General features: G+C 66.3%; 23 protein-coding genes. 21 read left to right on the top strand and 2 right to left on the bottom strand.

What is annotated here, in order from left to right; genetic code table 11:
- The first annotated feature begins 5 nt into the window (after window positions 1–5).
- The 7 genes from ACFFJK_RS01660 to ACFFJK_RS01630 are packed head-to-tail and all read left to right on the top strand — an operon-like array spanning window position 6 to window position 4,640.
- Complete coding sequence (locus ACFFJK_RS01660; RefSeq protein ID WP_379677348.1) at window positions 6–470, top strand: flagellar basal body-associated FliL family protein; 465 nt, start codon at window positions 6–8, stop codon at window positions 468–470.
- Between the two features lie 36 nt (window positions 471–506).
- Window positions 507–1,247, top strand: a complete 741-nt coding sequence (locus ACFFJK_RS01655) for a FliA/WhiG family RNA polymerase sigma factor (RefSeq protein WP_379677347.1) — start codon at window positions 507–509, stop codon at window positions 1,245–1,247.
- Between the two features lie 29 nt (window positions 1,248–1,276).
- Window positions 1,277–2,188: a flagellar motor stator protein MotA gene (gene motA / locus ACFFJK_RS01650; RefSeq protein ID WP_379677346.1), complete on the top strand. Its 912-nt coding sequence runs from the start codon at window positions 1,277–1,279 to the stop codon at window positions 2,186–2,188.
- A gap of 2 nt (window positions 2,189–2,190) precedes the next feature.
- A complete protein-coding gene (locus ACFFJK_RS01645; protein ID WP_379677345.1) occupies window positions 2,191–3,147 on the top strand; it encodes a flagellar motor protein MotB in 957 nt (318 codons plus the stop codon).
- Between the two features lie 29 nt (window positions 3,148–3,176).
- Entirely contained in the window at window positions 3,177–3,449 is a 273-nt protein-coding gene (gene flgM / locus ACFFJK_RS01640) for a flagellar biosynthesis anti-sigma factor FlgM (RefSeq protein ID WP_379677344.1), read from the top strand.
- The gene (gene flgN, locus ACFFJK_RS01635; RefSeq protein ID WP_379677343.1) at window positions 3,446–3,886 is read left to right on the top strand and encodes a flagellar export chaperone FlgN; all 441 of its coding nucleotides are present in this window, start codon (window positions 3,446–3,448) and stop codon (window positions 3,884–3,886) included. The genes flgM and flgN overlap by 4 nt, the downstream gene beginning before the upstream one ends.
- Window positions 3,873–4,640, top strand: coding sequence for a glycoside hydrolase family 73 protein (locus ACFFJK_RS01630; protein ID WP_379677342.1), 768 nt, complete (start codon window positions 3,873–3,875; stop codon window positions 4,638–4,640). Before flgN ends, ACFFJK_RS01630 begins: the two co-directional genes overlap by 14 nt.
- A gap of 25 nt (window positions 4,641–4,665) precedes the next feature.
- On the opposite strand, the gene flgA is transcribed toward ACFFJK_RS01630, so the two are convergent.
- Window positions 4,666–5,211, bottom strand: coding sequence for a flagellar basal body P-ring formation chaperone FlgA (gene flgA, locus ACFFJK_RS01625; protein WP_379677341.1), 546 nt, complete (start codon window positions 5,209–5,211; stop codon window positions 4,666–4,668).
- 235 nt (window positions 5,212–5,446) lie between these two features.
- Between flgA and flgB the strand changes: the two genes are divergently transcribed.
- From flgB to ACFFJK_RS01555, 14 genes are all read left to right on the top strand, one after another.
- Window positions 5,447–5,806 (top strand): flagellar basal body rod protein FlgB, encoded by a 360-nt coding sequence (gene flgB / locus ACFFJK_RS01620; protein ID WP_379677340.1) that lies wholly within the window; start codon window positions 5,447–5,449, stop codon window positions 5,804–5,806.
- 26 nt (window positions 5,807–5,832) lie between these two features.
- Entirely contained in the window at window positions 5,833–6,237 is a 405-nt protein-coding gene (gene flgC / locus ACFFJK_RS01615; protein WP_379677338.1) for a flagellar basal body rod protein FlgC, read from the top strand.
- A 3-nt stretch (window positions 6,238–6,240) separates the two neighbouring features.
- Window positions 6,241–6,945 carry a flagellar hook capping FlgD N-terminal domain-containing protein gene (locus ACFFJK_RS01610; RefSeq protein ID WP_379677337.1) on the top strand — a complete coding sequence of 235 codons (705 nt, stop codon included), beginning with the start codon at window positions 6,241–6,243 and terminating at the stop codon, window positions 6,943–6,945.
- Between the two features lie 10 nt (window positions 6,946–6,955).
- Window positions 6,956–8,149 carry a flagellar hook protein FlgE gene (locus ACFFJK_RS01605; protein WP_379677336.1) on the top strand — a complete coding sequence of 398 codons (1,194 nt, stop codon included), beginning with the start codon at window positions 6,956–6,958 and terminating at the stop codon, window positions 8,147–8,149.
- 12 nt (window positions 8,150–8,161) lie between these two features.
- Window positions 8,162–8,890: a flagellar basal-body rod protein FlgF gene (gene flgF / locus ACFFJK_RS01600; protein WP_379677335.1), complete on the top strand. Its 729-nt coding sequence runs from the start codon at window positions 8,162–8,164 to the stop codon at window positions 8,888–8,890.
- Between the two features lie 45 nt (window positions 8,891–8,935).
- Window positions 8,936–9,721 (top strand): flagellar basal-body rod protein FlgG, encoded by a 786-nt coding sequence (flgG, locus tag ACFFJK_RS01595; RefSeq protein ID WP_379677334.1) that lies wholly within the window; start codon window positions 8,936–8,938, stop codon window positions 9,719–9,721.
- Window positions 9,722–10,381: a flagellar basal body L-ring protein FlgH gene (gene flgH, locus ACFFJK_RS01590; RefSeq protein ID WP_379677333.1), complete on the top strand. Its 660-nt coding sequence runs from the start codon at window positions 9,722–9,724 to the stop codon at window positions 10,379–10,381. It begins immediately after the preceding gene.
- Window positions 10,382–10,427: 46 nt separating this feature from the next.
- A complete protein-coding gene (locus tag ACFFJK_RS01585) occupies window positions 10,428–11,519 on the top strand; it encodes a flagellar basal body P-ring protein FlgI (RefSeq protein WP_379677332.1) in 1,092 nt (363 codons plus the stop codon).
- Window positions 11,519–11,878 carry a rod-binding protein gene (locus tag ACFFJK_RS01580; protein WP_379677331.1) on the top strand — a complete coding sequence of 120 codons (360 nt, stop codon included), beginning with the start codon at window positions 11,519–11,521 and terminating at the stop codon, window positions 11,876–11,878. Before ACFFJK_RS01585 ends, ACFFJK_RS01580 begins: the two co-directional genes overlap by 1 nt.
- Before the next feature lie 88 nt (window positions 11,879–11,966).
- Window positions 11,967–13,340: a flagellar hook-associated protein FlgK gene (gene flgK, locus ACFFJK_RS01575; protein WP_379677330.1), complete on the top strand. Its 1,374-nt coding sequence runs from the start codon at window positions 11,967–11,969 to the stop codon at window positions 13,338–13,340.
- Between the two features lie 10 nt (window positions 13,341–13,350).
- Window positions 13,351–14,262, top strand: coding sequence for a flagellar hook-associated protein FlgL (gene flgL / locus ACFFJK_RS01570; RefSeq protein WP_379677329.1), 912 nt, complete (start codon window positions 13,351–13,353; stop codon window positions 14,260–14,262).
- Between the two features lie 6 nt (window positions 14,263–14,268).
- Window positions 14,269–15,291: a hypothetical protein gene (locus tag ACFFJK_RS01565; protein ID WP_379677328.1), complete on the top strand. Its 1,023-nt coding sequence runs from the start codon at window positions 14,269–14,271 to the stop codon at window positions 15,289–15,291.
- 195 nt (window positions 15,292–15,486) lie between these two features.
- Window positions 15,487–16,533: a glycosyltransferase family 2 protein gene (locus ACFFJK_RS01560; RefSeq protein ID WP_379677327.1), complete on the top strand. Its 1,047-nt coding sequence runs from the start codon at window positions 15,487–15,489 to the stop codon at window positions 16,531–16,533.
- Window positions 16,534–16,543: 10 nt separating this feature from the next.
- Window positions 16,544–18,535 (top strand): GtrA family protein, encoded by a 1,992-nt coding sequence (locus ACFFJK_RS01555; protein WP_379677326.1) that lies wholly within the window; start codon window positions 16,544–16,546, stop codon window positions 18,533–18,535.
- 91 nt (window positions 18,536–18,626) lie between these two features.
- Here the strand turns inward: ACFFJK_RS01555 and ACFFJK_RS01550 are convergent, their stop codons facing one another.
- Window positions 18,627–19,148, bottom strand: coding sequence for a porin family protein (locus ACFFJK_RS01550; protein WP_379677325.1), 522 nt, complete (start codon window positions 19,146–19,148; stop codon window positions 18,627–18,629).
- Between the last annotated feature and the right edge of the window lie 346 nt (window positions 19,149–19,494).

Genomic DNA, 19,494 nt, shown 5'->3' with positions numbered 1-19,494 from the left:
CGACCATGAACAGCAAAGCCAAACTGATCGCCGCCTTCCTCGGCGTCGCCATCCTCGCAGCCGCCGCCGCCGGCGGCGCGATGTGGTACATGTCGCCAGCCCCTGCCGCCGGGGCCACGGCCGAAGCACCGAAGAAGGAACCGGAAAAGAAGCTGACCAAGTACGTCACCCTCGACAAGGTGATCGTCATGCTGCGCCGCGCGCCGGGCGAGCAGGCGGCGCACTACCTGTCCGTCGACCTGGTGCTGGCCACCACGCCGGAACAGGAAAAGGAAACCAAGGAACACCTGCCGCTGCTGCGCAGCATTGCCGTGTCTTCGCTCTCGAGCCACACGCTGTCCGAAGCGTCCGCCATGACGGTGGACGAGTACGCCGCTGTGCTGAACAAGACCTTCGACGCCAGTTATGCCAAGGAAAACCACCTGAAGCCGTTTTCCGAAGTCATGATCGGCAAGCTGATCATCGAGTAACTGACGTGCAACCGCACCGAGCACACCGGGGATAACGTGGCCTATCTAGCCGACTACGCCGATTCCGGCGCCGCCGCCATGTACGGGGAGGCGCCGGCCAACGCAGGCATGACGCCGGGCGAGGAACAACGCCACCTGCTGGCGTACGCGCCGCTGGTCAAGCGCATCGTGCGCCAGCTGAACTCGCAGGTCTCCGGCGCGATCTCGCGCGAGGACATGGAGCAGATCGGGCTGATGGGGCTGCTCGAAGCGCTGCGCCGCTACGGCACGCCCGACAAGGGCTTCGGCAGCTATGCCGGCTTGCGCGTGCGCGGCGCCATCCTCGACGAGCTGCGCCGCCAGGACTGGCGCCCGCGCGCCGTGCGCCAGGACAGCCATCGCGTGCGCGATGCGCTTCGCGAACTGACACGCAAGCTGGGCCGCGAGCCGCTCGAAAAGGAGGCGGCTGCCGCGCTCGGCGTCACGCTGGAAGAATTCCGCCAGCATGTGCTGGACGACTGCGCCGAGGAGATGCTCAGCTTCGACGAAGTGCTGCAGGAAGCGAGCGAGCACGCACACAGCGCCCCCAGCCCCGAAGAGGCCTACCTGGTGCGCCGCAGCCTCGAGCAGGTCCTGGGCAGCCTGAACGAAAAAGAACAGCGCGTGATCCAGATGATCTACGAGTTCGAACTGAGCTACAAGGAAATCGCCGCCGTGCTCGACCTGTCGGACGCCCGCGTCTGCCAGCTCAACAAGAGTGCCCTGGCAAAAATGAAGGCCGCGCTGCAGCGCGCCTGATCAAACAAGCAACAAGAAAGGCTTACGTCATGCAGCAATTACTCGGTCTTGCCATCGTGCTCGGGTGCGTCTTCGGGGGATTTACCCTGATGGGCGGCACCTTCTCGGCGATCTTCCACCCGATCGAACTCCTCATCATCGGCGGCGCCGCCGCCGGTGCGCTGGTGCTCGGCAACCCGAAGCACGTGCTGGGCGAGCTGGGCCACCAGCTCAAGAAGGTCGCCGCGCGCAAGAAGCACGACTCGGAATTCCAGCGCCAGCTGCTGCTGCTGATGTACGAACTGCTGCAGACCGCTGCAGGCGGCCTGAAGGCTCTCGACGCCCACGTCGAAGCTCCGTCGGAAAGCCCGATGTTCCAGCGCTACCCGCGCATCCTCGAAGAGCCGAAGCTGCTGGCCTTCATCGTCGACAACTTCCGCCTGATGGCAATGGGTAAGATCAATGCGCACGAACTGGAAGGCGTGCTGGAACAGGAACTGGAAGCCATCCACGAGGAACTCACGCAGCCCGCCAAGTCGCTGCAGAAGATCGCCGAAGCGATGCCGGGCTTCGGCATCCTGGCCGCGGTGCTGGGCATCGTGATGGCGATGTACTCGGTATCGGCAGGCGCCGACTCGGGCGAGATCGCGGAGAAGATCGGCACGGCGATGGTCGGCACCTTCATCGGCATTTTCTTGTGCTACGGCCTGCTGGAACCGCTGGCCAACCTGATGAAGCAGTCGGTCAATTCCGAAGCCTCGACCATGGAAACCGTGAAGGTGGTGCTGTGCACCCACGTGGCCGGCAAGCCGGCCCTGCTGGCGATCGACGCCGGCCGGCGCCTGATCCAGCTGAACACCAAGCCGAGTTTCGCCCAGCTGGAACAGTGGATCAATGCGATGGGCGGCGAAGATGAATCGCAGAACAAGCGGCGCCGCGGTAGCGACCGCATGGCGGGTTGATCGTGTCGAGCCAAAAAGACAAACACCACGAAGCCACCATCGTCAAGCGCGGTGGCGGCAAGCACGCGCACGACGAGCATGGCGGCGCCTGGAAGGTCGCGTTCGCCGACTTCTGCCTGGCCTTGATGGCACTGTTCCTGGTCCTGTGGTTGATTGCCTCGCGGGAACAACAGAATCTCAAGAAAATCGTGCGCGATGCAACCGACAGCGGTATGCTCGAGGGCATGGGCCACAAGCCGGCCATCGCTTCCGAGCCCAGCGGCAGCCTGATCGAACGCTTCCAGCTGCCGACGGCCGGCAGCACCGGCAGCAATGCGCCGGGTGCGCCGAGCCAGCCGCGCGTGGCCTACGAGTCGCCGTCCGAACTGGCCGCGCTGGCGAAGGCGCTGGGCGAGATGAGCGCGGACGCGGGCCTCGCGTCCAACCTGGATACCATCGTCACCCCCTACGGCTTGCGCGTCATGCTGCACGATACCGACCGCCAGGGCATGTTCATGCGCGGCAGCGCCCTGCCCACCGGCCGCTTCGTGAAACTGCTGCGCAAGATGGGGCCGCTGTTTGCCCAGATGGAAAACCAGATGCTGATCGTCGGCCATACCGACTCGTCCCGTTTCGCCGGCTCGGACAAGGGCGGCTACTCGAACTGGGCGCTGTCGACCGACCGCGCACTGTCCGCCCGTGCCGAGCTGCTCGGCGGCGGCATGCGCACCGAAACCGTGCTGCAGGTCGTCGGCATGGCCGACCGCGCACCGCTGGAGGCCGAGCAGCCGCTGGCAGGCGAGAACCGCCGCATCGAACTGCTGATCCTGACCAGCGCGCAATCGCGCCTGGTCTCCGGCATGTTCGGCAAGCCGGGCGCTACTACGCCGCTGGGCAAGGATGCGTCGATCAGCATGCCCGGCACGGCCGAACTGGAAAAGCTGCGCGGCCAGTTGCCGAAGCAAGGCCCGAACCCATGAGCATTCAATCGAAAACCCGAGGTACCCGCATGAAAATCACCGGCGCGACGCCCCCTACCGTGACCATCGGCACCCAGCGCGTCTCCACCCCTGCGCCGGCCGAGACGGCCCGTGCAGCCGCCGCCCCTGCCCTGCAGTCGGAGGTGCTGCAGCCGGCCGCCGAGGCCCTGCGCGCGATGCCGGACTTCGACGCCGCCCGCGTGGCCGAACTGCGCGATGCGCTGGCCAAGGGGGAGCTGCCCTTCGATCCGGGCCGTCTGGCCGGCCTGATCCAGCGCTTCCACGGCGGAGGCCGCGGATGAGCCCGAACTTGCCGCGCCTGACGCGCCAGCAAGCCATCACCGCGCTTGCCGACGGGGTCCAGGCCGACGTGCGCGACAGCGCCGAAGTGCTGGCCCTGCTCGAGCGCCAGTTCGAAGCTGCGCTGCGCCACCGCAGCAGCGAGCTGGCCGGACTGGCGGAACTGCTCACGCCCCTGCTCGACGCGATGGAGGCGCGCCGCCAGCAGCGCGTGTCGCTGGTGCGCGCCCTGCTGGGCCCGGAGGCGACGATGGCGCAGTTCATCGGCACCCTGCCCGGACCGGCGCGCGACGCCCTGGCATCCGCCTGGGGCGACCTGGAGCGCACCGTGCGGGCCTGCAAGGAAGCCAGCACCCGCAACGGCACCCTGCTGGCCGAACAATACACCGTGATGCAGCGCGTGCTGCATGGCGAGGAAGGCATCTATGCGCCACGCTGATTTTTCGATACCGGCGACGCAGCCGCTGGCGCCGACCGTCGCCACCCGTCCCACCGCGGCAACCGGCGGCGGCAGCGGCTTCGGCAGCATGTTCAATGACGTACAGGGCGAAGTCGCCGCCTACATCCAGAACGGCGACGGCGGCGCCAGCGGCGCGGCAAGCCTGAGCGCCGAAGGCGCCATGTGGCGCGCCCGTGCCGCCGGCATCATCGGCGGCGAGGCGGAAGGCGACGCGGACGGCGTTGGCGATATCGGCGCCATGGCCGGCATCGGCAGCGGTGCAAGCTCGCCGAGGCAGCAGGCCTTCCTGGAAAGCATCGCGCCCTGGGCGCGCCAGGCCGCCGAACAGCTGGGGGTGGCGCCGGAACTGGTGTCGGCCCATGCCGCGCTCGAATCGGGCTGGGGCCAGCGTCCGCTCAGGAACGGCAGCGGCGCCTCGAGCCATAACCTGTTCGGCATCAAGGCCGGCGGCAACTGGGACGGCGCGGTGAGCGAATCGGCGACCACGGAATACGTGAACGGCGCGGCGATCAGGACGCGCGAACGTTTCCGCGCCTATCCGGATGCCGGCAGCGCCTTCCGCGACTACGCCCAGTTGCTCATCGATAACCCGCGCTACAAGGGCGCGCTGGGCGTCGGCAACGACGCGCACGCCTTTGCCCGCGGCCTGGCCAAGGGCGGCTACGCGACCGACCCGGCCTACGCGACCAAGCTGGCGCGCCTGGCCACGCAACTGCAGCGCAAGGAAGACTGAACCGGCGACCGCGCCAGCGGCTTGCTCAGCGGCCGGCGCGCGGCAGGTCGAGCGGCTCGACGGTGCCGGCACCCGCCACGCGCATGCGCACCACCTGCCCGCTCGCGACGTTGCGCACCCGGACCACCGCGCCTTGCGCGCCGGCGTCGAGCGCTTCGCCCGCCATGCTCACCTCGATGCCGTCGGTGCGCGCCACCATCAGCACCTGGTCGCCGCGCTTGACCAGGATGGGCGCGGCCAGCTGGCCGCTCCGCAGCACTTCGCCGGCGCGCAGGCTGCGCCGGCTGCTGCGGCCGACGGCGTCTTCGGGCACGCCGATGGCGTCACTGATGAGCGTGACGTCGCGTCGCTCGAGCGTGACGTCGGCGTCGCCCAGCACCTGGTTGGGTCCGATCGGCGCAGCCGTGACGGCGACCATGGCCGAGACGCGCGCGCGCACCACGAAGTCGTGGCGCCAACCGCGTGGATCCGGGCAGCGCGCGACGAAGCGCATGCGTGCGTACTGGCGGGTGTCGAGGGCATCGACCTCGACCGGTGCGTTGCAGGGAGGAGCCGGGCGGGCGCTGAGCACGCTGAGCTCGACTTGTGGTTCCGACAGGCCGCTGCTTAGCAGTTGCTTGTCGATTTGTCCACGGGCGGCTTGTTCTATCTGTAAGGAAATAGGTTGCGCAGCCTCGATTGTGGCGCACAAAAGACAGGTTAGAATGCCGATGGTTGCCCTACGGAAAGCAATCATTGTTAAATAGCGGTCGGGAAAAAATACATTTTACCGAGAAACACACTGTAGTTCATCGACAGAGGATCCCATGACGATCAATTTCAAGGCAGCCCTTGGCGTACACGCCGACGCGTTGCAGCTGCGCGCCGAACGTACCCGCGTGCTGGCCGCCAATATCGCCAACGAGAGCACACCGGGCTACACCGCGCGCGACATCGACTTCGCGTCGGCTTTGCAGGAACAGATCGCGCTCGAGGCCGGCGAGCCGACCCTGTCGAGCGACGGACCGCTGTATCGCGTGCCCTACCACCCGAGCGCCGACGGCAATACCGTCGAGATCGGCGTCGAGCAGGCTGCGTTCTCGCAGAATGCTTCCGACTTCCAGACCAGCCTCACCTTCATCAACATGAAGCTGCGCGGCCTGGCCAAAGCCATCAATGGGCAGTAATGCTGGCCAATAACCGGGACTAACACATGGGTTTCAAGGACATTTCGAATATCGCCGGTTCGGCGATGGCGGCGCAGACCGTGCGCCTGAACACGATCGCCAGCAATCTGGCCAACGCCAACGCCGTGGCCGGCTCGGAAGCCGAAGGCTACCGGGCACGCAAGCCGGTGTTCGCCTCCATCATGGGCGAGAACGGCGGCGCCCGCGTGCAGGTGCTCGACGTCGTCCAGTCGGCCGAGCCGCTGCGCAGGATGTACGAGCCGGACAATCCGGTCGCCGACGCCGACGGCATGGTCTACTACGCCAACGTCAACGAAGTGGCCGAGATGGCCGACATGATGGCCGCCTCGCGTGCCTTCGAGACCAATGTCGAGGTCATGGGCCGCATCAAGAACATGCAGCAGTCGCTGCTGAAACTGGGCGAGAGCTGATCCATGGTCACCACCACCAGCGCCAACAACGGCTTCGGCTTCCCGGCATCAAGCACCCCGGCAAGCGACAACTCAGTTGCCAGGAACTCCACCGGCGTAGCCACCAGCGAGAACAAGGACATGTTCACCAAGCTCCTGGTTGCGCAGATCCGCAACCAGGATCCGCTGGCGCCGTCGGACCCGAGCCAGTTCGTCAACCAGCTCTCGCAACTGTCGCAGACCGAAGCGCTGCAGCAGCTGGCCCAGACCACCAGCGCCAGCGCCAGCGTGCTGCAGAGCCTGCAGGTGCTGGCGATGGGCGCCCAGGTCGGCAGCGAGGTCTCGGTCCAGACCAGCCGCGTGCGCCTGGACGGTAACAAGCTCGGCGGCAGCGTGCAACTGGGCGCGGTCAGCAGCGCCACCAGCCTGGTCCTGACCGCCGTCGATGGCAAGCAGACCCGCATCAGCCTGCCCATGCATGGCGCAGGCAGCCAGCCGTTCACGATCGACCCGATATCGCTCGGCCTGGCGCCGGGCAACTACAGCATCAGCGCCGAAGCGTCGGACGGCACCAGGCCGCCGGTCGAAGTCACGGCCCGTCTCGACAGCGTGCGCATGTCGGGCGCCGGCGGCATCCTGCTGCAGGTCGCAGGCATCGGCGAAGTCGAACCATCGAGCGTCACAGGCTTCAACGGCAAGGCGAATGCCCTGGCCGCCACGGATAACTGAAAGGAACAACATGAGCTTCAATATCGCATTGTCCGGCATCCAGGCCATCAACCAGCAGCTGGAAGCCGTTTCGAACAACATCGCCAACGCCGGCACCTACGGCTTCAAGAGCAGCCGCGCCAACTTCGCGTCGGTGTATGCCGGCGACCAGGCCAACGGCGTGGAAATCGGTTCGCTGACCCAGAACATCGGCCAGAACGGCAGCTTGCAGACCACCGGCCGCAATCTCGACGCCGCCATCCAGGGCCGCGGCTTCTTCACCAGCCGCGACGCCCAGGGCGTGATGCAGTACACCCGCGTCGGCATCTTCTCGGCCAACAACCAGGGCTACCTGGTCGACGCGGCCGGCCGCAACGTGCAGGGCTACGGCCCGACCGTCGGCGGCGTGCTCGGCGTGATGGGCGACATCCGGATCCCGACCGGCCAGATCCCGGCCAAGGCGAGCACCGGCGTGAACTTCGTCGGCAACCTGTCGGCCGACTGGAAGGTGCCCACCACGACCACCTTCGACCCGGCCGACCCGGCCAGCTACAACATGGTCAAGCAATCGGTGCTGTACGACTCGCTCGGCACCCAGCACACCGTGTCGCAGTACTTCGTCAAGAACGAGACCCCGGCCAACACCGTGACCGTGCACTACGCCTTCGATGGCGGCGCACCGGTCACGGACACCACCACCCTCACCTTCGACGCGAACGGCCAGCTGCCGCCGTCGACCAAGAGCGGCGCCCTGACCCTGACCCCGGCCGGCGGCGCGGCAGATCTCCAGTTCACCATCGACTACACCGGCACCACCCAGTTCGCCGGCGAAGCCACTACCACCACCAACCGCAGCGACGGCTATGCCTCGGGCGCCTTCGTGGGCGTGGAACTGGCCGAGAACGGCTCGGTCGTGGCCAAGTACAGCAACGAACAGCAGCAGGTCGTCGGCACCCTGGCGATCGCCACCTTCCCGGACGAAGGCAGCCTGACCCCGACCAGCGACACCAGCTGGTCCGCCACCGCCGGCTCGGGCGCGCCGCTGTACAGCACCCCGGGCATCGGCCTGGCCGGCAAGCTGTCCAAGGGCACGCTGGAAGGCTCGAACGTGGACATCACGTCGGAGCTGGTCGGCCTGATGACCTCGCAGCGCAACTACCAGGCCAACTCGAAGGTCATCACCGCCGAGAACCAGATGATGCAGGCCCTCCTGCAGGCCCTGTAATCCGGAACGACCATGGATAAGCTGATCTTTACCGCCGTCAGCGGCGCCGAGCGCACCATGCGTGCGCAGCAGGTGCACGCCAACAACCTGGCCAACATCGAGACCGCCGGCTTTCGCGCCAACCTCGAAGTGGCCGCGACCCAGGCGATGCAGGCCGGCTACGGCTACGACAGCATGCACCTGTCGCAGACCCAGGCCGACACCATCTCGACCCGCGCCGGCGCGGTGCGCGAGACCGGCCGCCCGCTCGACGTGGCCATCAACGGCGCCGGCTACCTGGCGGTCCAGTACGGCGACGGCGAGGCCTACACCCGTGCCGGCGCGATCGACATCGACGCCAATGGCGCACTGTCGGTGCACGGCCATCCCTTGATGGGCGAAGGCGGCCCGATCGTGCTGCCGCCGCACCAGGCGGTCGAGATCGGCCTTGATGGCACCATTTCCGTGCTGACCGAAGGCGCCACCACGATGCAGGCGATCGACAAGCTGCGCCTGGTCAATGCCGAGGGCGCCGAACTGACCAAGAACGAAGCGGGCCTGATCGTCTCGCGCCAGGGCGACCCGCTCGAGGCGGACCCGAACGTCACCGTGCGCGGCCGCGCCCTCGAGGGCAGCAACGTGTCGGCGGTGGAAGAGATGGTCGCCGTGATGAGCCTGAACCGCAGCTTCGAGATCCAGATGAAGCTGTTCAAGGCCAGCGACAGCATGAACGAAGTGGGCAACCGCCTGATCGGCGCCTGAGGGTTGAGTCAACCCGGCCCCGACCACACAATCTAAGGAATAGTCATGAATCCAGCAATGTGGATCAGCAAGACCGGCGTGCAGGCACAGGATGCCAAGCTGCAGGCGATCGCCAACAACCTGGCCAACGTCAACACCGTCGGCTTCAAGCGCGACCGCGTCGTGTTCGAAGACCTGTTCTACCAGGTCGACGCCCAGCCCGGTGCGCAGAGCGCGGACAACACCGTGTCCAACGGCGTCCAGCTCGGCAACGGCACGCGCATCGTCGGCACCCAGAAGGTTTTCACCAACGGCAGCATGCAGACCACCAGCCAGGCGCTGGACGTCGCCATCAACGGCGCCGGTTTCCTGCAGGTGCGCCGCCCGAACGGCGAGCCGGCCTTCACCCGTGCCGGCCAGCTGCAGGTCGATGCCAACGGCACCCTGACCAATGCCCAGGGCCTGCCGCTGGTGCCGCAGATCACCGTCCCGGCCAACGCCACGGCGATCACCATCGGCGAGAACGGCATGGTCTCGGCCACCGTCGCCGGCTCCACCGCCCCGACCGAACTGGGCCAGCTCACGCTCACCAGCTTCGTCAACCCGGCCGGCCTGCTGGCCCTCGGCGAAAACCTGTTCCAGGAAACCGCCGCCTCCGGCACCGCCAACGAAGGCCGTCCGGGCGACGGCGCCCTCGGCAAGCTCAAGCAGGGCGCGCTGGAAGGCTCGAACGTCCAGGTGGTCGAGGAAATGGTCGACATGATCGCCGCACAGCGTACCTACGAGATGAACACCAAGGTGCTGTCGGCTGCCGACAACATGCTCCAGTACCTGGCACAGGCTGCACGCTAAATGAGCTACCGTACCGCGGCGCTGTGCGCGCTGTTCGCTTCCCTGCTGGCCGGCTGCGCCTCGGCGCCGCCGCGCCAGGTCCAACACGACGACGACATCGTGCCGATGCAGCGCACCGTGTCGCGCGGCGTCTCGGGCGGCGTGTTCACGGGTGACACCGTGTCGCTGACCTCGGACAGCCGTGCCTACCGCGTGGGCGACGCGGTCACCGTCATCCTCCAGGAAACCACCCAGGCCAGCAAACGCGCCGGCACCAGCTTCTCGAAAGGTTCCTCGGTCGGGGTCGCGCCGCTCGGCGCGCTCGGCAAGACCTTCGGCAAGACCGGCATCGACATCGCGGCCGAACGCGACTTCGAAGGCAACGCCACCAGCACCCAGCAGAACGCCCTGTCCGGCGCGCTGACCGTAATCGTGCAGGAAGTGCTGCCGAACGGCCTGCTGCGCGTGGCCGGCGAGAAGAACCTGGCGCTGAACCAGGGCGAGGAATTCGTGCGCCTGAAGGGCTTCGTGCGTGCCCAGGACATCGACAACGACAACCAGGTCTCGTCGCTGCGCGTGGCCAACGCCCGCATCGCCTACTCGGGCAAGGGCGCCCTGGCCGACGCGAATGCGCCGGGCTGGCTGACCCGCTTCTTCAACAGCCCGCTGATGCCGTTCTGAGGACCACATGATTCACATTTCCAGCATTGCCCGTGGTTTTCGAATCATGTTGTGCGCCGCCGTGCTCGGCGCAGCCGCCCTGCCCCTGTCCGCGCAAGCGGCGCAGGCGCTGCGCAACCTGGTCAGCGTCGAAGGCGTGCGCGAGAACCCGCTGGTCGGCTACGGCCTGGTGGTCGGCCTGAACGGCAGCGGCGACTCGACCCAGGTCAAGTACGCCAGCCAGTCGGTCGTCAACATGCTCAAGCAGTTCGGCGTGCGCTTGCCGGAAGGCGAAGACGCCAAGAACAAGAACGTCGCCGCCGTCATGGTCTCGGCGGTGTTCCCGCCAGGCTACCGCCGCGGCCAGGCGATCGACGTCACGGTTTCCTCGCTGGGCGACGCGAAAAGCCTGCGCGGCGGCACCCTGCTGCTGACCCAGTTGCGCGCGGCCGACAACGAAGTCTACGCGCTGGCGCAGGGCAACCTGGTGGTCGGCGGCCTGAACGCCACGGGAAAAAGCGGCTCGTCGGTGACGGTCAACACCCCGACCACCGGCCGCATCCCGAACGGCGCCATGATCGAGCGCGAGATCGCCACCGACTTCGCCACCCGTCCGCAAGTGATGCTGCGCCTGCGCCAGCCGCACTTCGAGACCGCGACCAATGTGGTCAACGCCATCAACAAGCAGTACGGGCCGATCGCCACCACCAGCGACGGCACCAGCGTCGAAGTGGTCGCACCCAGCAACCCGACCGAGCGCGTGGCCTTCATGGCCAAACTGAACAACCTGCCAGTGGAAGCCGGCGTCGAGGTGCCGAAGGTCGTGTTCAACTCGCGCACCGGCACCGTCGTCATCGCCGACGGGCTGCGCGTGAAGGCCGCTGCCGTCACCCATGGCTCGCTCAAGGTGATCATTTCGGAAAGCGCGCGCGTGTCCCAGCCGGGCCCGTTCTCGCGCGGCCAGACGGCGGTCACGCCGGAATCGAAACTGTCGGTGGACCAGGGTTCGGGCCAGATGTTCCGCTGGCCGCCCGGCGCGCGGCTGCAGAGCATCATCGACGTGGTCAACAGCCTGGGCGCCTCGCCCGACGACATCATGGCGATCCTGCAGGCGCTCGACCAGGCCGGCGCGATCGAAGGCGAACTGGTGGTGATCTGATGAAGATCGAACAGAACCAGCCCCTCCCGCTGCAGGCCGACGCGCATGTCCCTGTCGCCCCGGCCGCAGGGCAGGCAGACCCGGCGTCCGATCCGGCGCTCGATCCCGTCTACGTCGCCAAGGCAACCAAGGCCGCGGTCGAGTTCGAGCGCTTCTTCATCTCGCACATGCTCAAGGAAATGCGTTCGTCCACGCGCGCCATGGCCGCCGAGGACAGCGTCTTCAACAACCGCGTCAACCAGGACATGCAGGACATGGCCGACGACCTGCTGGCCGGGAACATGGCCGGCCGGCGCGCCTTCGGCATCGCAGACGCCATCCTGCGCCAGCTGGTCCCCGCGGCCCAGCCAAAAAAGTAACAAAAAGCAAGCTTAATAAACTGTAGGAAACGGTCGCCTTGTTCCGGTAGACCCCGAGCTCCAACCCGATCCAGGAAGAATCCGCACCATGGCCATGATCAATAACGCACTGTCGGGCGCCCTCGCCGCCCAGGTGGCGCTGTCTGCCAGCAGCCAGAACATTGCAAACCTGCAGACCAAAGGCTATACCCGCCAGGCCGCGCTGCTGACCGCCGTCGGCCCCGACTCCAGCCCGCGCTCGAGCGGCAACGGCGTGCAGGTCAGCTCCCTGGTGCGCTTCTCGGACGGCTACAAGAGCCAGGCCATGTGGCGCGCGGCCTCGGAACTGGGCGCGCACTCGCAGACCCAACCCTACCTGAGCCAGCTCGAGAGCGTCATGGGCGACGAGACCGCGAGCTTGTCGGCCGGCATCGACCAGTTCTTCGGGGCCCTGAACGCCGTCGCGGGCGACCCGGGCTCGACCCCGCTACGCCAGCAGGTGCTGACCTCGGCCAGCCTGATGTCCGAGCGCTTCAATGGCCTGAACAACGTGTTCAACGCCCAGCTGCAGTCGGTGCGCAACCAGCGCAGCGCGATCGTCGATTCGGCCAACGCCCAGATCGCCACCATCGCGCGCCTGAACCGGCAGATCAGCGAAGCCCAGGCGGGCGGCCTGAGCGCATCAAGCATGATCGATGCCCGAGACCAGGCGATCGACAGCCTGGCCAGCAAGATGGGACTGGAAGTGTCGGACAATGCGGACGGTACCCGCGACGTGTCGCTCAAGACCGGCCAGTCGTTGGTGCTGGGCAGCATGCACGGCACGCTCAAGGCGGCCCCAACCGCGACCTCGCCGCAGGAATTTTCCCTGAGCTTCGCAGGCACCAGTTACGTGCTTGACCCCAGCAAGCTCGGCGGCCAACTCGGCGGCCTGGCCAAGTACGAGGCCGAAAAGCTGACCCCGCTGCAACAGGACATCGCCGACATCGCACGCCAGATCGCCGAGAAGACCAACGCGCAGCTAGCGCTCGGCTTCAAGCCGGACGGCTCCGGCGGCACCCCGCTGTTCGACTTCAACCCGGGCAGTAACGCGGACATGCTGAAGGTTACGGGCGGCTTCGTCGCCGCCGACCTGGCCTTCTCTGCCGACGGCGCCCCGGGCGACACCGGCAACCTGCAAAAGCTGGTCGCCCTCAAGAGCCAGCCGATCACGGTCGGCTCGATCGGCAGCGTGCTGCTGAGCGACGCGGACACCCAGCTGGTCGGCAAGCTCGGCGTGGACAGCCAGCTCAACAAGGCAGCGCTGAAGACCACCCAGACCGTACGCACCCAGTCGGTGGACGACTGGCAGTCGACCAGCGGCGTCAACCAGGACGAGGAAGCCGTCAACCTCGTCGAGTACCAGAACATGTATCAGGCGAACCTGAAAGTCATTTCGGTCGCCAATGCGCTCTTCGACGCCACGCTGGCGATGATGGGCTAAAGGACAAGCCATGCGTATCGCGACCAGCCAGTACCAATCCCTGATGAACCAGTCGCTCCAGGCCAACCAGGAGCGCATCACCCACCTGACCCAGCAGATGGCGACCAACAAGCGCATCCTGGTGCCGTCGGACGATCCGGTGGACAGCGTGCGCCTGGCGCGTCTGGCGCGCGAGGAAGCCACGGTGCAGCAGTACCGCGACAACATTGCCTCGATCCAGATTCGGCTGAACAAGACCGAAGGCTACCTGAGCAACATGTCCAAGGAAATAATCAATGGTCGCGACCAGTTGGTGTGGGCGCTCGACGGTTCGAATGCGCCGGAAGACCTCGCTGCCATGGTCACCCCGCTCGAATCGCTGCGCGAGAGCCTGTTCTACAGCGCGAACACGATCGACCAGGAAGGCAACTACGTGTTCTCGGGAACGCTGACCACGACCGCGCCGATCAAGTTCGACGCCGATGCCCCGGCAGGATCGCGCTACAGCTACGTCGGCAATACGAACGCCCAGAACGTGGTGGTCGGCAACGGTATTACCCAAGCCGCGAACGAGAACCTCAAGGGGCTGGAAAAGCTGTTGAACCAGCTCGACCAGACCACCGACGCCCTGAAGAAACCGGGCGTATCGCCGAACGACCCGGCCGTGCGCGCGATCCTGACCGCCAACCTCGACGGCTTCGACGACGCCCTGAACCTGGTCACCAGCAAGATCGCCGTGCTCGGCGGCGCCCAGAACGTCATCGCCACGCTCGACGCCAACCACGCTAACGTGAGCCTGTCGAACAAGATGGCGATCACCGACATCGGTGTGCTCGACATGGGCGAGGCGGCAACCTCCCTCAACGGGTATTCGACCGCCCTGCAAGCCACGTACAAAGCCTATAGCCGCATCGGCACGATGTCCCTGTTCTCGGTGTTGTAATCAAAGATGGAAACAGCCCTTCGCCCGGCCAATCCGGCCACTTCATCGATCAGCAGTATCAGCAGTGCCGCCGCCGGTGCCAGCACCGCGGCGGCGCGCGCCACTGCCGTCCGCCCCGCCGATCCGGACAGCCGCGTCGTTACGCAAGTGGCGCCCGCGGCCGCCCCGCTCAAGCGCGGCATCAGGTGGGACACCCGCCTGCAGGGCGACGTCGCGCGCGCCCAGCAGGCCATCGACTACCTCGCACGGGTTGCCTCGCAGCTCGAAGCGCTCAAGTCCGACCTGAGCGCCAGGATCACGGGCCGCGGCGACCCGGCACGCCAGATCGAAGCGCGCTCCCAGCAGCTCGCCGGCGCGCTCGAAGCACGCCGCAAGCAAGGTGGTGGCGGGATCGATGCCCAGCTCGACTTCGACAACGAACCGGCGCGGACGCGCTTTCGCATCCGCGGCTTCGACATCGCCACCCTGCAGGCCGCTGGCCAGCAGACCTACGCGTTCTCGGTCGGCGGCGCCGGCGGTCCGCAGCTGGCGGCAAGCATCGAACCGGGCATGACGCCGGAAGAGATCGCCGCACGCCTCGACCGCACCCTGTCGCCGGTAAAGGTGCGCGTCGCGCTCGACAGCAAGCAGGAGCTGGTGTTCAGCGCTCCGGAGGAGCAATGGTCCGGCATCAAGGATGCGGTGGCGATCTCGGGACGCGGCCGTGTCGACACGGTGGAAGAGCGTGCGGTCATCGCGCCAGAGGAATGGAATCTCGGTAACCCGGACGCGCTGCGCCAGAGCCTGCGCGAAGTGGTGCAGGCCCTGGCCCGCGTGCGCCGCTCGCAGGATACCGCCAGTGCAGCCCTGAGCGCAGCCATGGCGCGCACCGAGCAGCCGGCGATCCCCGACGCCGAACTGGCGGCCATCGCCGGCGATTTCGCGGCAACCGCGGCCAGCCACGACTACCAGTCGCTGCTGGCGATCACGTCGGCGCTGGTGGGCGTGAGCCGCGAACGGGTGCAGGCGCTGCTCGGCCTGCGCTACTGACACGACCGGCTGCTGCGCTTCAGCAAAAGCTCCCGTCCGCGTAACGCGGCGGGAGCTTTTTTCATGGTATGTCCTCTAACTTCCTCCTTTAGCACCATTCCGTGGCGTCTGCCACACGTGGCAATCGTGGCGCCGCCGGCCGCGTGCTAAGTTGAGAAGATTGCATGAGATGCCTGTGCATGTCGAAGAGTGGCCATGAGCTCAGTAAAAGAAACCTTGTTTCCCAACCAGCCTGCCGAACGATTCCGTTGCGCCGAACAGGAATGCCGGCATCTTGCGCAGCCGGTGCCGGCGTCGCTCGCCTTGCTGTCGCTGGTCGTCCCCTGCTACAACGAAGAGGAGATGATCGGACATTTCTTTTCGCGCGTCATTCCTGTGCTCGAACGCATCCCGGGTATCCGTTTCGAGATCCTCTGCGTGAACGACGGCAGTCGCGACCGCACCCTCGAACGCCTGGTCGCAGTCGCCCAAGCCGACCCGCGGGTACGCGTGATCGACCTGACGCGCAATTTCGGCAAGGAAGCAGCGCTCACGGCCGCCATTTTCGAAGCGCGAGGCGACCTGATCGTGCCTTTCGACGCCGACCTGCAAGACCCGCCGGAGCTCATCGGTACAATGGTCGAGAAGTGGCGCGAAGGTCATGAGGTCGTGCTGGCCAGGCGTGCCGACCGCCAGTCCGACGGCAAGCTCAAGCGATGGACCGCGCGCTGGTTCTACAGCATCCATAACAAGGTGTCGGACGTGTCGATTCCGGCCAATGTCGGCGATTTCCGCCTTTTCACCCGGAAGGTCTGCGAAGACCTGAAGTCGCTGCCGGAATCCTGCCGTTTCATGAAGGGCCTGTTCGCCTGGGTCGGCTACAAGACCGCCGTGGTCGAGTACATGCGCGAACCGCGCGCCGCCGGCACGACGAAATTTTCGGGCTGGAAGCTGTGGAATTTCGCGCTGGAAGGCATTACCAGCTTCAGCACCCTGCCGCTGCGGGTCTGGACCTATGTCGGGGTGACGGTGGCCTGCGTCGCACTGGTACGCGCGGCCTATCTCGTGGTGCGCACCCTGCTCTACGGTGTCGACGTGCCCGGTTATGCGTCGCTTGCCACCGCGATCCTGCTGCTCGGCGGCATCCAGCTGATCGGTATCGGCGTACTCGGCGAGTATGTCGGACGCATCTACCTCGAGTCGAAGGGCCGGCCGCTCTACCTGGTCAGGGAACGCTACGAGAGAACGGCGCCCCATGCGTGACAGTCTCGCCATGCAAGCAGGATCCGGGAATGCGACGCGCGTCGCCTTCCTGCGGTATGCGCTGGCCGGCGCAGCAGGGACTGTGGCGCACTATGCCCTGCTGCTGGCGCTGGTGTCGCTCGGCCTCATGGCTCCGGCCCCGGCCTCGGTACTCGGTGCGCTGTTCGGGGCCGTCATCAATTTCATGCTGAATGCGGCATGGACCTTCTCCGACCGCGCACGGAGCCACTTTACCTGGCGTACCGCGGCACGCTTCTTTGCCACCGCCGTCCTGGCGGCCGCCCTCAACGGCATCGCAATGACGCTCCTGGTGGACGGCCTCGGCCTCGACTACCGCCTTGCCCAGTTGCTCGTGACTGCAATGCTGCTCGGCGCGACCTTCCTGGTCAACGCAAGCTGGACCTTCCAGGCCCGGCCGCTCCAAACCTCGCCCGAAACGCAAGGCGGAGCGCGCTTGTTGCCACTGCGGGGCTTCTGGCCGCTGTGCGCGCTGGTGACGGTGCTGGCCCTGCTGTTGCGCCTGCCGACGCTCGAGAGCCGCTCCTTGTGGCTCGACGAAACCTACAGCGCATGGTTCGCTGCCGTGCCGCTGCGCGAGCTCTGGACCAGCGTGCCGCTGTACGAGACCCACCCGCCCTTCTACTACACGCTGCTCAAGGGCTGGACCGCGCTGTTCGGCAACGGCGAAGCGGCGATGCGCACCCTGTCGGTACTGGCCAGCACGCTGACGGTGTTCGCGCTCCCCGCCGGCGCACGCCTGGCCCGCCTGGGCGCCACGGCCGAGCGCGTCGCCCTGCTCGCCGCACTGTTCCTGGCCGTCAACGCGAACAGCATCCTGTTCGCACAGCAGGCCCGCCCCTATGCGCTGCAGGCGCTCAGCGGCACCCTGGCGGTGTTCTTCTCGTGCATGCTGGTGCTCGAACTGGCGCGCGGATCGGCCACAGCGACCACAGCGGCAAGCATGGTCCCGATGCCCGCCCTAGGCCGGAGCAGACGGCTATGGGCCTGGAGCGCCGGGCTGGCCCTGTCGGCGGGCGTGACCCTGTGGCTGCACAATACCGGCGTGTTTGCCGCCTTCGGAATCTGGACCGGCATGACGACGGCCCTGCTGCTGGCTGTGCCGGGGCCGCGGCGACCGCAGGTGCTGGCCGTCGGCCTGGCCGGGCTTGGTGCGCTGCTGGTGTGGTCGCCGTTCCTGCCGATGCTGGTAAAACAGGGCGAGGCCATGGCGAAACTGGCGTACTGGATCGGCTTCAAGCCGCGCGACACGATTGCGGCGTGGAGCGTCATCAGCGGCTCGCCCATCATGCACTATCCCGTCGCCGCCCTCGTGGCCCTCGCCTACGCCTGGCTGTGGCGGCGTGCGCGCGCCCATTTCTGGCTGCTGGGATGCGTGATGAGCCTGCCGATCCTGGCGCTGGCCGGCTACAGCTATGTCGTCAAACCGCTGTTCCTGTCGCGCCTGTTCGCATGGCTGGCGCCGCTGGGCATGGTGCTGCTGGCGCTCGGCATCCACACGCTGCGCCCACGCTGGCGCCCGCCCGCCATTGCCGTGATCCTCCTGCTGTCGGCCTGGTCGGTCAACGCCTTCTACCGCTCCGACACCGAGAACTGGCGCGAGATGCTGGCCCAGCTCACGCACGAAAGCAGGCCGGGCGACCTGGTGCTGGCCTTCCCCAACGAGGTGCAGATGCCGGTCACCTACTATGCGACTCCGGGGCGCACCCCAGGCTTCGTCTACCTGCCGGGCCCTTTCCCTGCGCTCGGTCTCGCGCGCCGCTACGTCGGCAACGCCGGCGCGCCCGGCATCGCGGCGCCGGACATCGCGCAGCTGCGCACGCTGGTGCAGGGCCGCCGGCGCGTCTGGCTGGTCGAGCGCCTGGCCAAGCGCTACGACCCGGACAACCTGGTGCTGGAAGAGCTCGGGAGGCGTTACCGGCTCGTCAAGCAGATTGATGGAAACGGGGCTGTCATCCGCCTCTACGAGGCGCCCCTCCCCTAGCCGCTACCTCGGACATGAAAAAAGCTCCGCTACGCAATCGCGCAGGGAGCTTTTTCCTTGCCTGGCCGTCACCGGCGCTGGCGTGTGTCGATCAGAAGCCGTACTTGAGGCCCACGTTCCACACATCGGCCTTGGCGCCGTAGGCCTTCTTCTTGCCGTAGCGCTCGTATTCGGCCAGCAATGCCACGTTCTGGTTCAGCTTGTACTCGACGCCCACGCCGCCGTAGCCGCCGGTATCGTCATCCTTGAAACGCTGTCCCAGGTTGTTGGTCAGCTTGCGCTCGTTGTGCGACAGGCCCACCTTGCCGTAGGCCGAGACCTGTTCGTTGATTGGCAGCGTGTACTTGGCAGCCACGTAGGTGCCGTAGCCTTCGGTGCTGCCGCGCACGCCGAAGTCGGTCTTATGGTGATTGGTCCAGCCCGCTTCGACGCCGAGGCGCTCGTCGAACTGGTAGCCGGCGAACAGCTTGCCGTCGGCCTTGTGCGCATCGACGGTCGTATTCTTGGCGCTCACGGCGGCAGCGCCGACATAGCCACGGCCGGCGGTCGATTGGGCCTGGGCGGCGCCCATGGCGGTGACACCTGCGATGAGAGCAATAATCAGCTTGTTCATGTCATTTCCTTCCAAAGTGTTGCAACTGTTGCGCAATTCACAGTAAATCGCGTTAAGAACAAGATAACAGGAAGTTGCTTTTGGAACAGTCGTCATTTGGTAAGAACTGTAACAAAATGAAAATTATTGACCAAAAAGTCACTAATGTACGGGAACTTACAGACGGATAGCGTATCGATCTGCGAAGAAGCCGCAGGAATAAAAAAACCCGCTGCAAGCAGTAATGCCGTTCAGTTAAGACTGAACGGCATTTTTATTTTGTCGTTGTAAACATTCCCCATCGCTGTTAACCTTCGTCGCCATGTTCGACGACACCCTGCATTTCCTGGCAAATCATCTCGAGTCT

Source organism: Massilia consociata, assembly GCF_042432755.1.
In the GTDB taxonomy this organism is placed as follows: domain Bacteria; phylum Pseudomonadota; class Gammaproteobacteria; order Burkholderiales; family Burkholderiaceae_D; genus Telluria; species Telluria consociata.
This window is presented reverse-complemented; position numbering and strand designations above follow the sequence as displayed.

What these genes read in the sequence shown, in the direction of transcription:
- ACFFJK_RS01605 (WP_379677336.1), top strand. Translation starts at nt 6,956, where the DNA reads ATGAGCTTCAATATCGCATTGTCCGGCATCCAGGCCATCAACCAGCAG.
- ACFFJK_RS01580 (WP_379677331.1), top strand. Translation starts at nt 11,519, where the DNA reads ATGAAGATCGAACAGAACCAGCCCCTCCCGCTGCAGGCCGACGCGCAT.
- ACFFJK_RS01550 (WP_379677325.1), bottom strand. Translation starts at nt 19,148, where the DNA reads ATGAACAAGCTGATTATTGCTCTCATCGCAGGTGTCACCGCCATGGGC.
- flgF (WP_379677335.1), top strand. Translation starts at nt 8,162, where the DNA reads ATGGATAAGCTGATCTTTACCGCCGTCAGCGGCGCCGAGCGCACCATG.
- flgK (WP_379677330.1), top strand. Translation starts at nt 11,967, where the DNA reads ATGGCCATGATCAATAACGCACTGTCGGGCGCCCTCGCCGCCCAGGTG.
- flgB (WP_379677340.1), top strand. Translation starts at nt 5,447, where the DNA reads ATGACGATCAATTTCAAGGCAGCCCTTGGCGTACACGCCGACGCGTTG.
- flgL (WP_379677329.1), top strand. Translation starts at nt 13,351, where the DNA reads ATGCGTATCGCGACCAGCCAGTACCAATCCCTGATGAACCAGTCGCTC.
- ACFFJK_RS01585 (WP_379677332.1), top strand. Translation starts at nt 10,428, where the DNA reads ATGTTGTGCGCCGCCGTGCTCGGCGCAGCCGCCCTGCCCCTGTCCGCG.
- flgH (WP_379677333.1), top strand. Translation starts at nt 9,722, where the DNA reads ATGAGCTACCGTACCGCGGCGCTGTGCGCGCTGTTCGCTTCCCTGCTG.
- ACFFJK_RS01660 (WP_379677348.1), top strand. Translation starts at nt 6, where the DNA reads ATGAACAGCAAAGCCAAACTGATCGCCGCCTTCCTCGGCGTCGCCATC.
- ACFFJK_RS01630 (WP_379677342.1), top strand. Translation starts at nt 3,873, where the DNA reads ATGCGCCACGCTGATTTTTCGATACCGGCGACGCAGCCGCTGGCGCCG.
- flgG (WP_379677334.1), top strand. Translation starts at nt 8,936, where the DNA reads ATGAATCCAGCAATGTGGATCAGCAAGACCGGCGTGCAGGCACAGGAT.
- ACFFJK_RS01560 (WP_379677327.1), top strand. Translation starts at nt 15,487, where the DNA reads ATGAGCTCAGTAAAAGAAACCTTGTTTCCCAACCAGCCTGCCGAACGA.
- flgN (WP_379677343.1), top strand. Translation starts at nt 3,446, where the DNA reads ATGAGCCCGAACTTGCCGCGCCTGACGCGCCAGCAAGCCATCACCGCG.
- ACFFJK_RS01565 (WP_379677328.1), top strand. Translation starts at nt 14,269, where the DNA reads ATGGAAACAGCCCTTCGCCCGGCCAATCCGGCCACTTCATCGATCAGC.
- ACFFJK_RS01555 (WP_379677326.1), top strand. Translation starts at nt 16,544, where the DNA reads ATGCAAGCAGGATCCGGGAATGCGACGCGCGTCGCCTTCCTGCGGTAT.
- flgC (WP_379677338.1), top strand. Translation starts at nt 5,833, where the DNA reads ATGGGTTTCAAGGACATTTCGAATATCGCCGGTTCGGCGATGGCGGCG.
- motA (WP_379677346.1), top strand. Translation starts at nt 1,277, where the DNA reads ATGCAGCAATTACTCGGTCTTGCCATCGTGCTCGGGTGCGTCTTCGGG.
- ACFFJK_RS01610 (WP_379677337.1), top strand. Translation starts at nt 6,241, where the DNA reads ATGGTCACCACCACCAGCGCCAACAACGGCTTCGGCTTCCCGGCATCA.
- flgM (WP_379677344.1), top strand. Translation starts at nt 3,177, where the DNA reads ATGAAAATCACCGGCGCGACGCCCCCTACCGTGACCATCGGCACCCAG.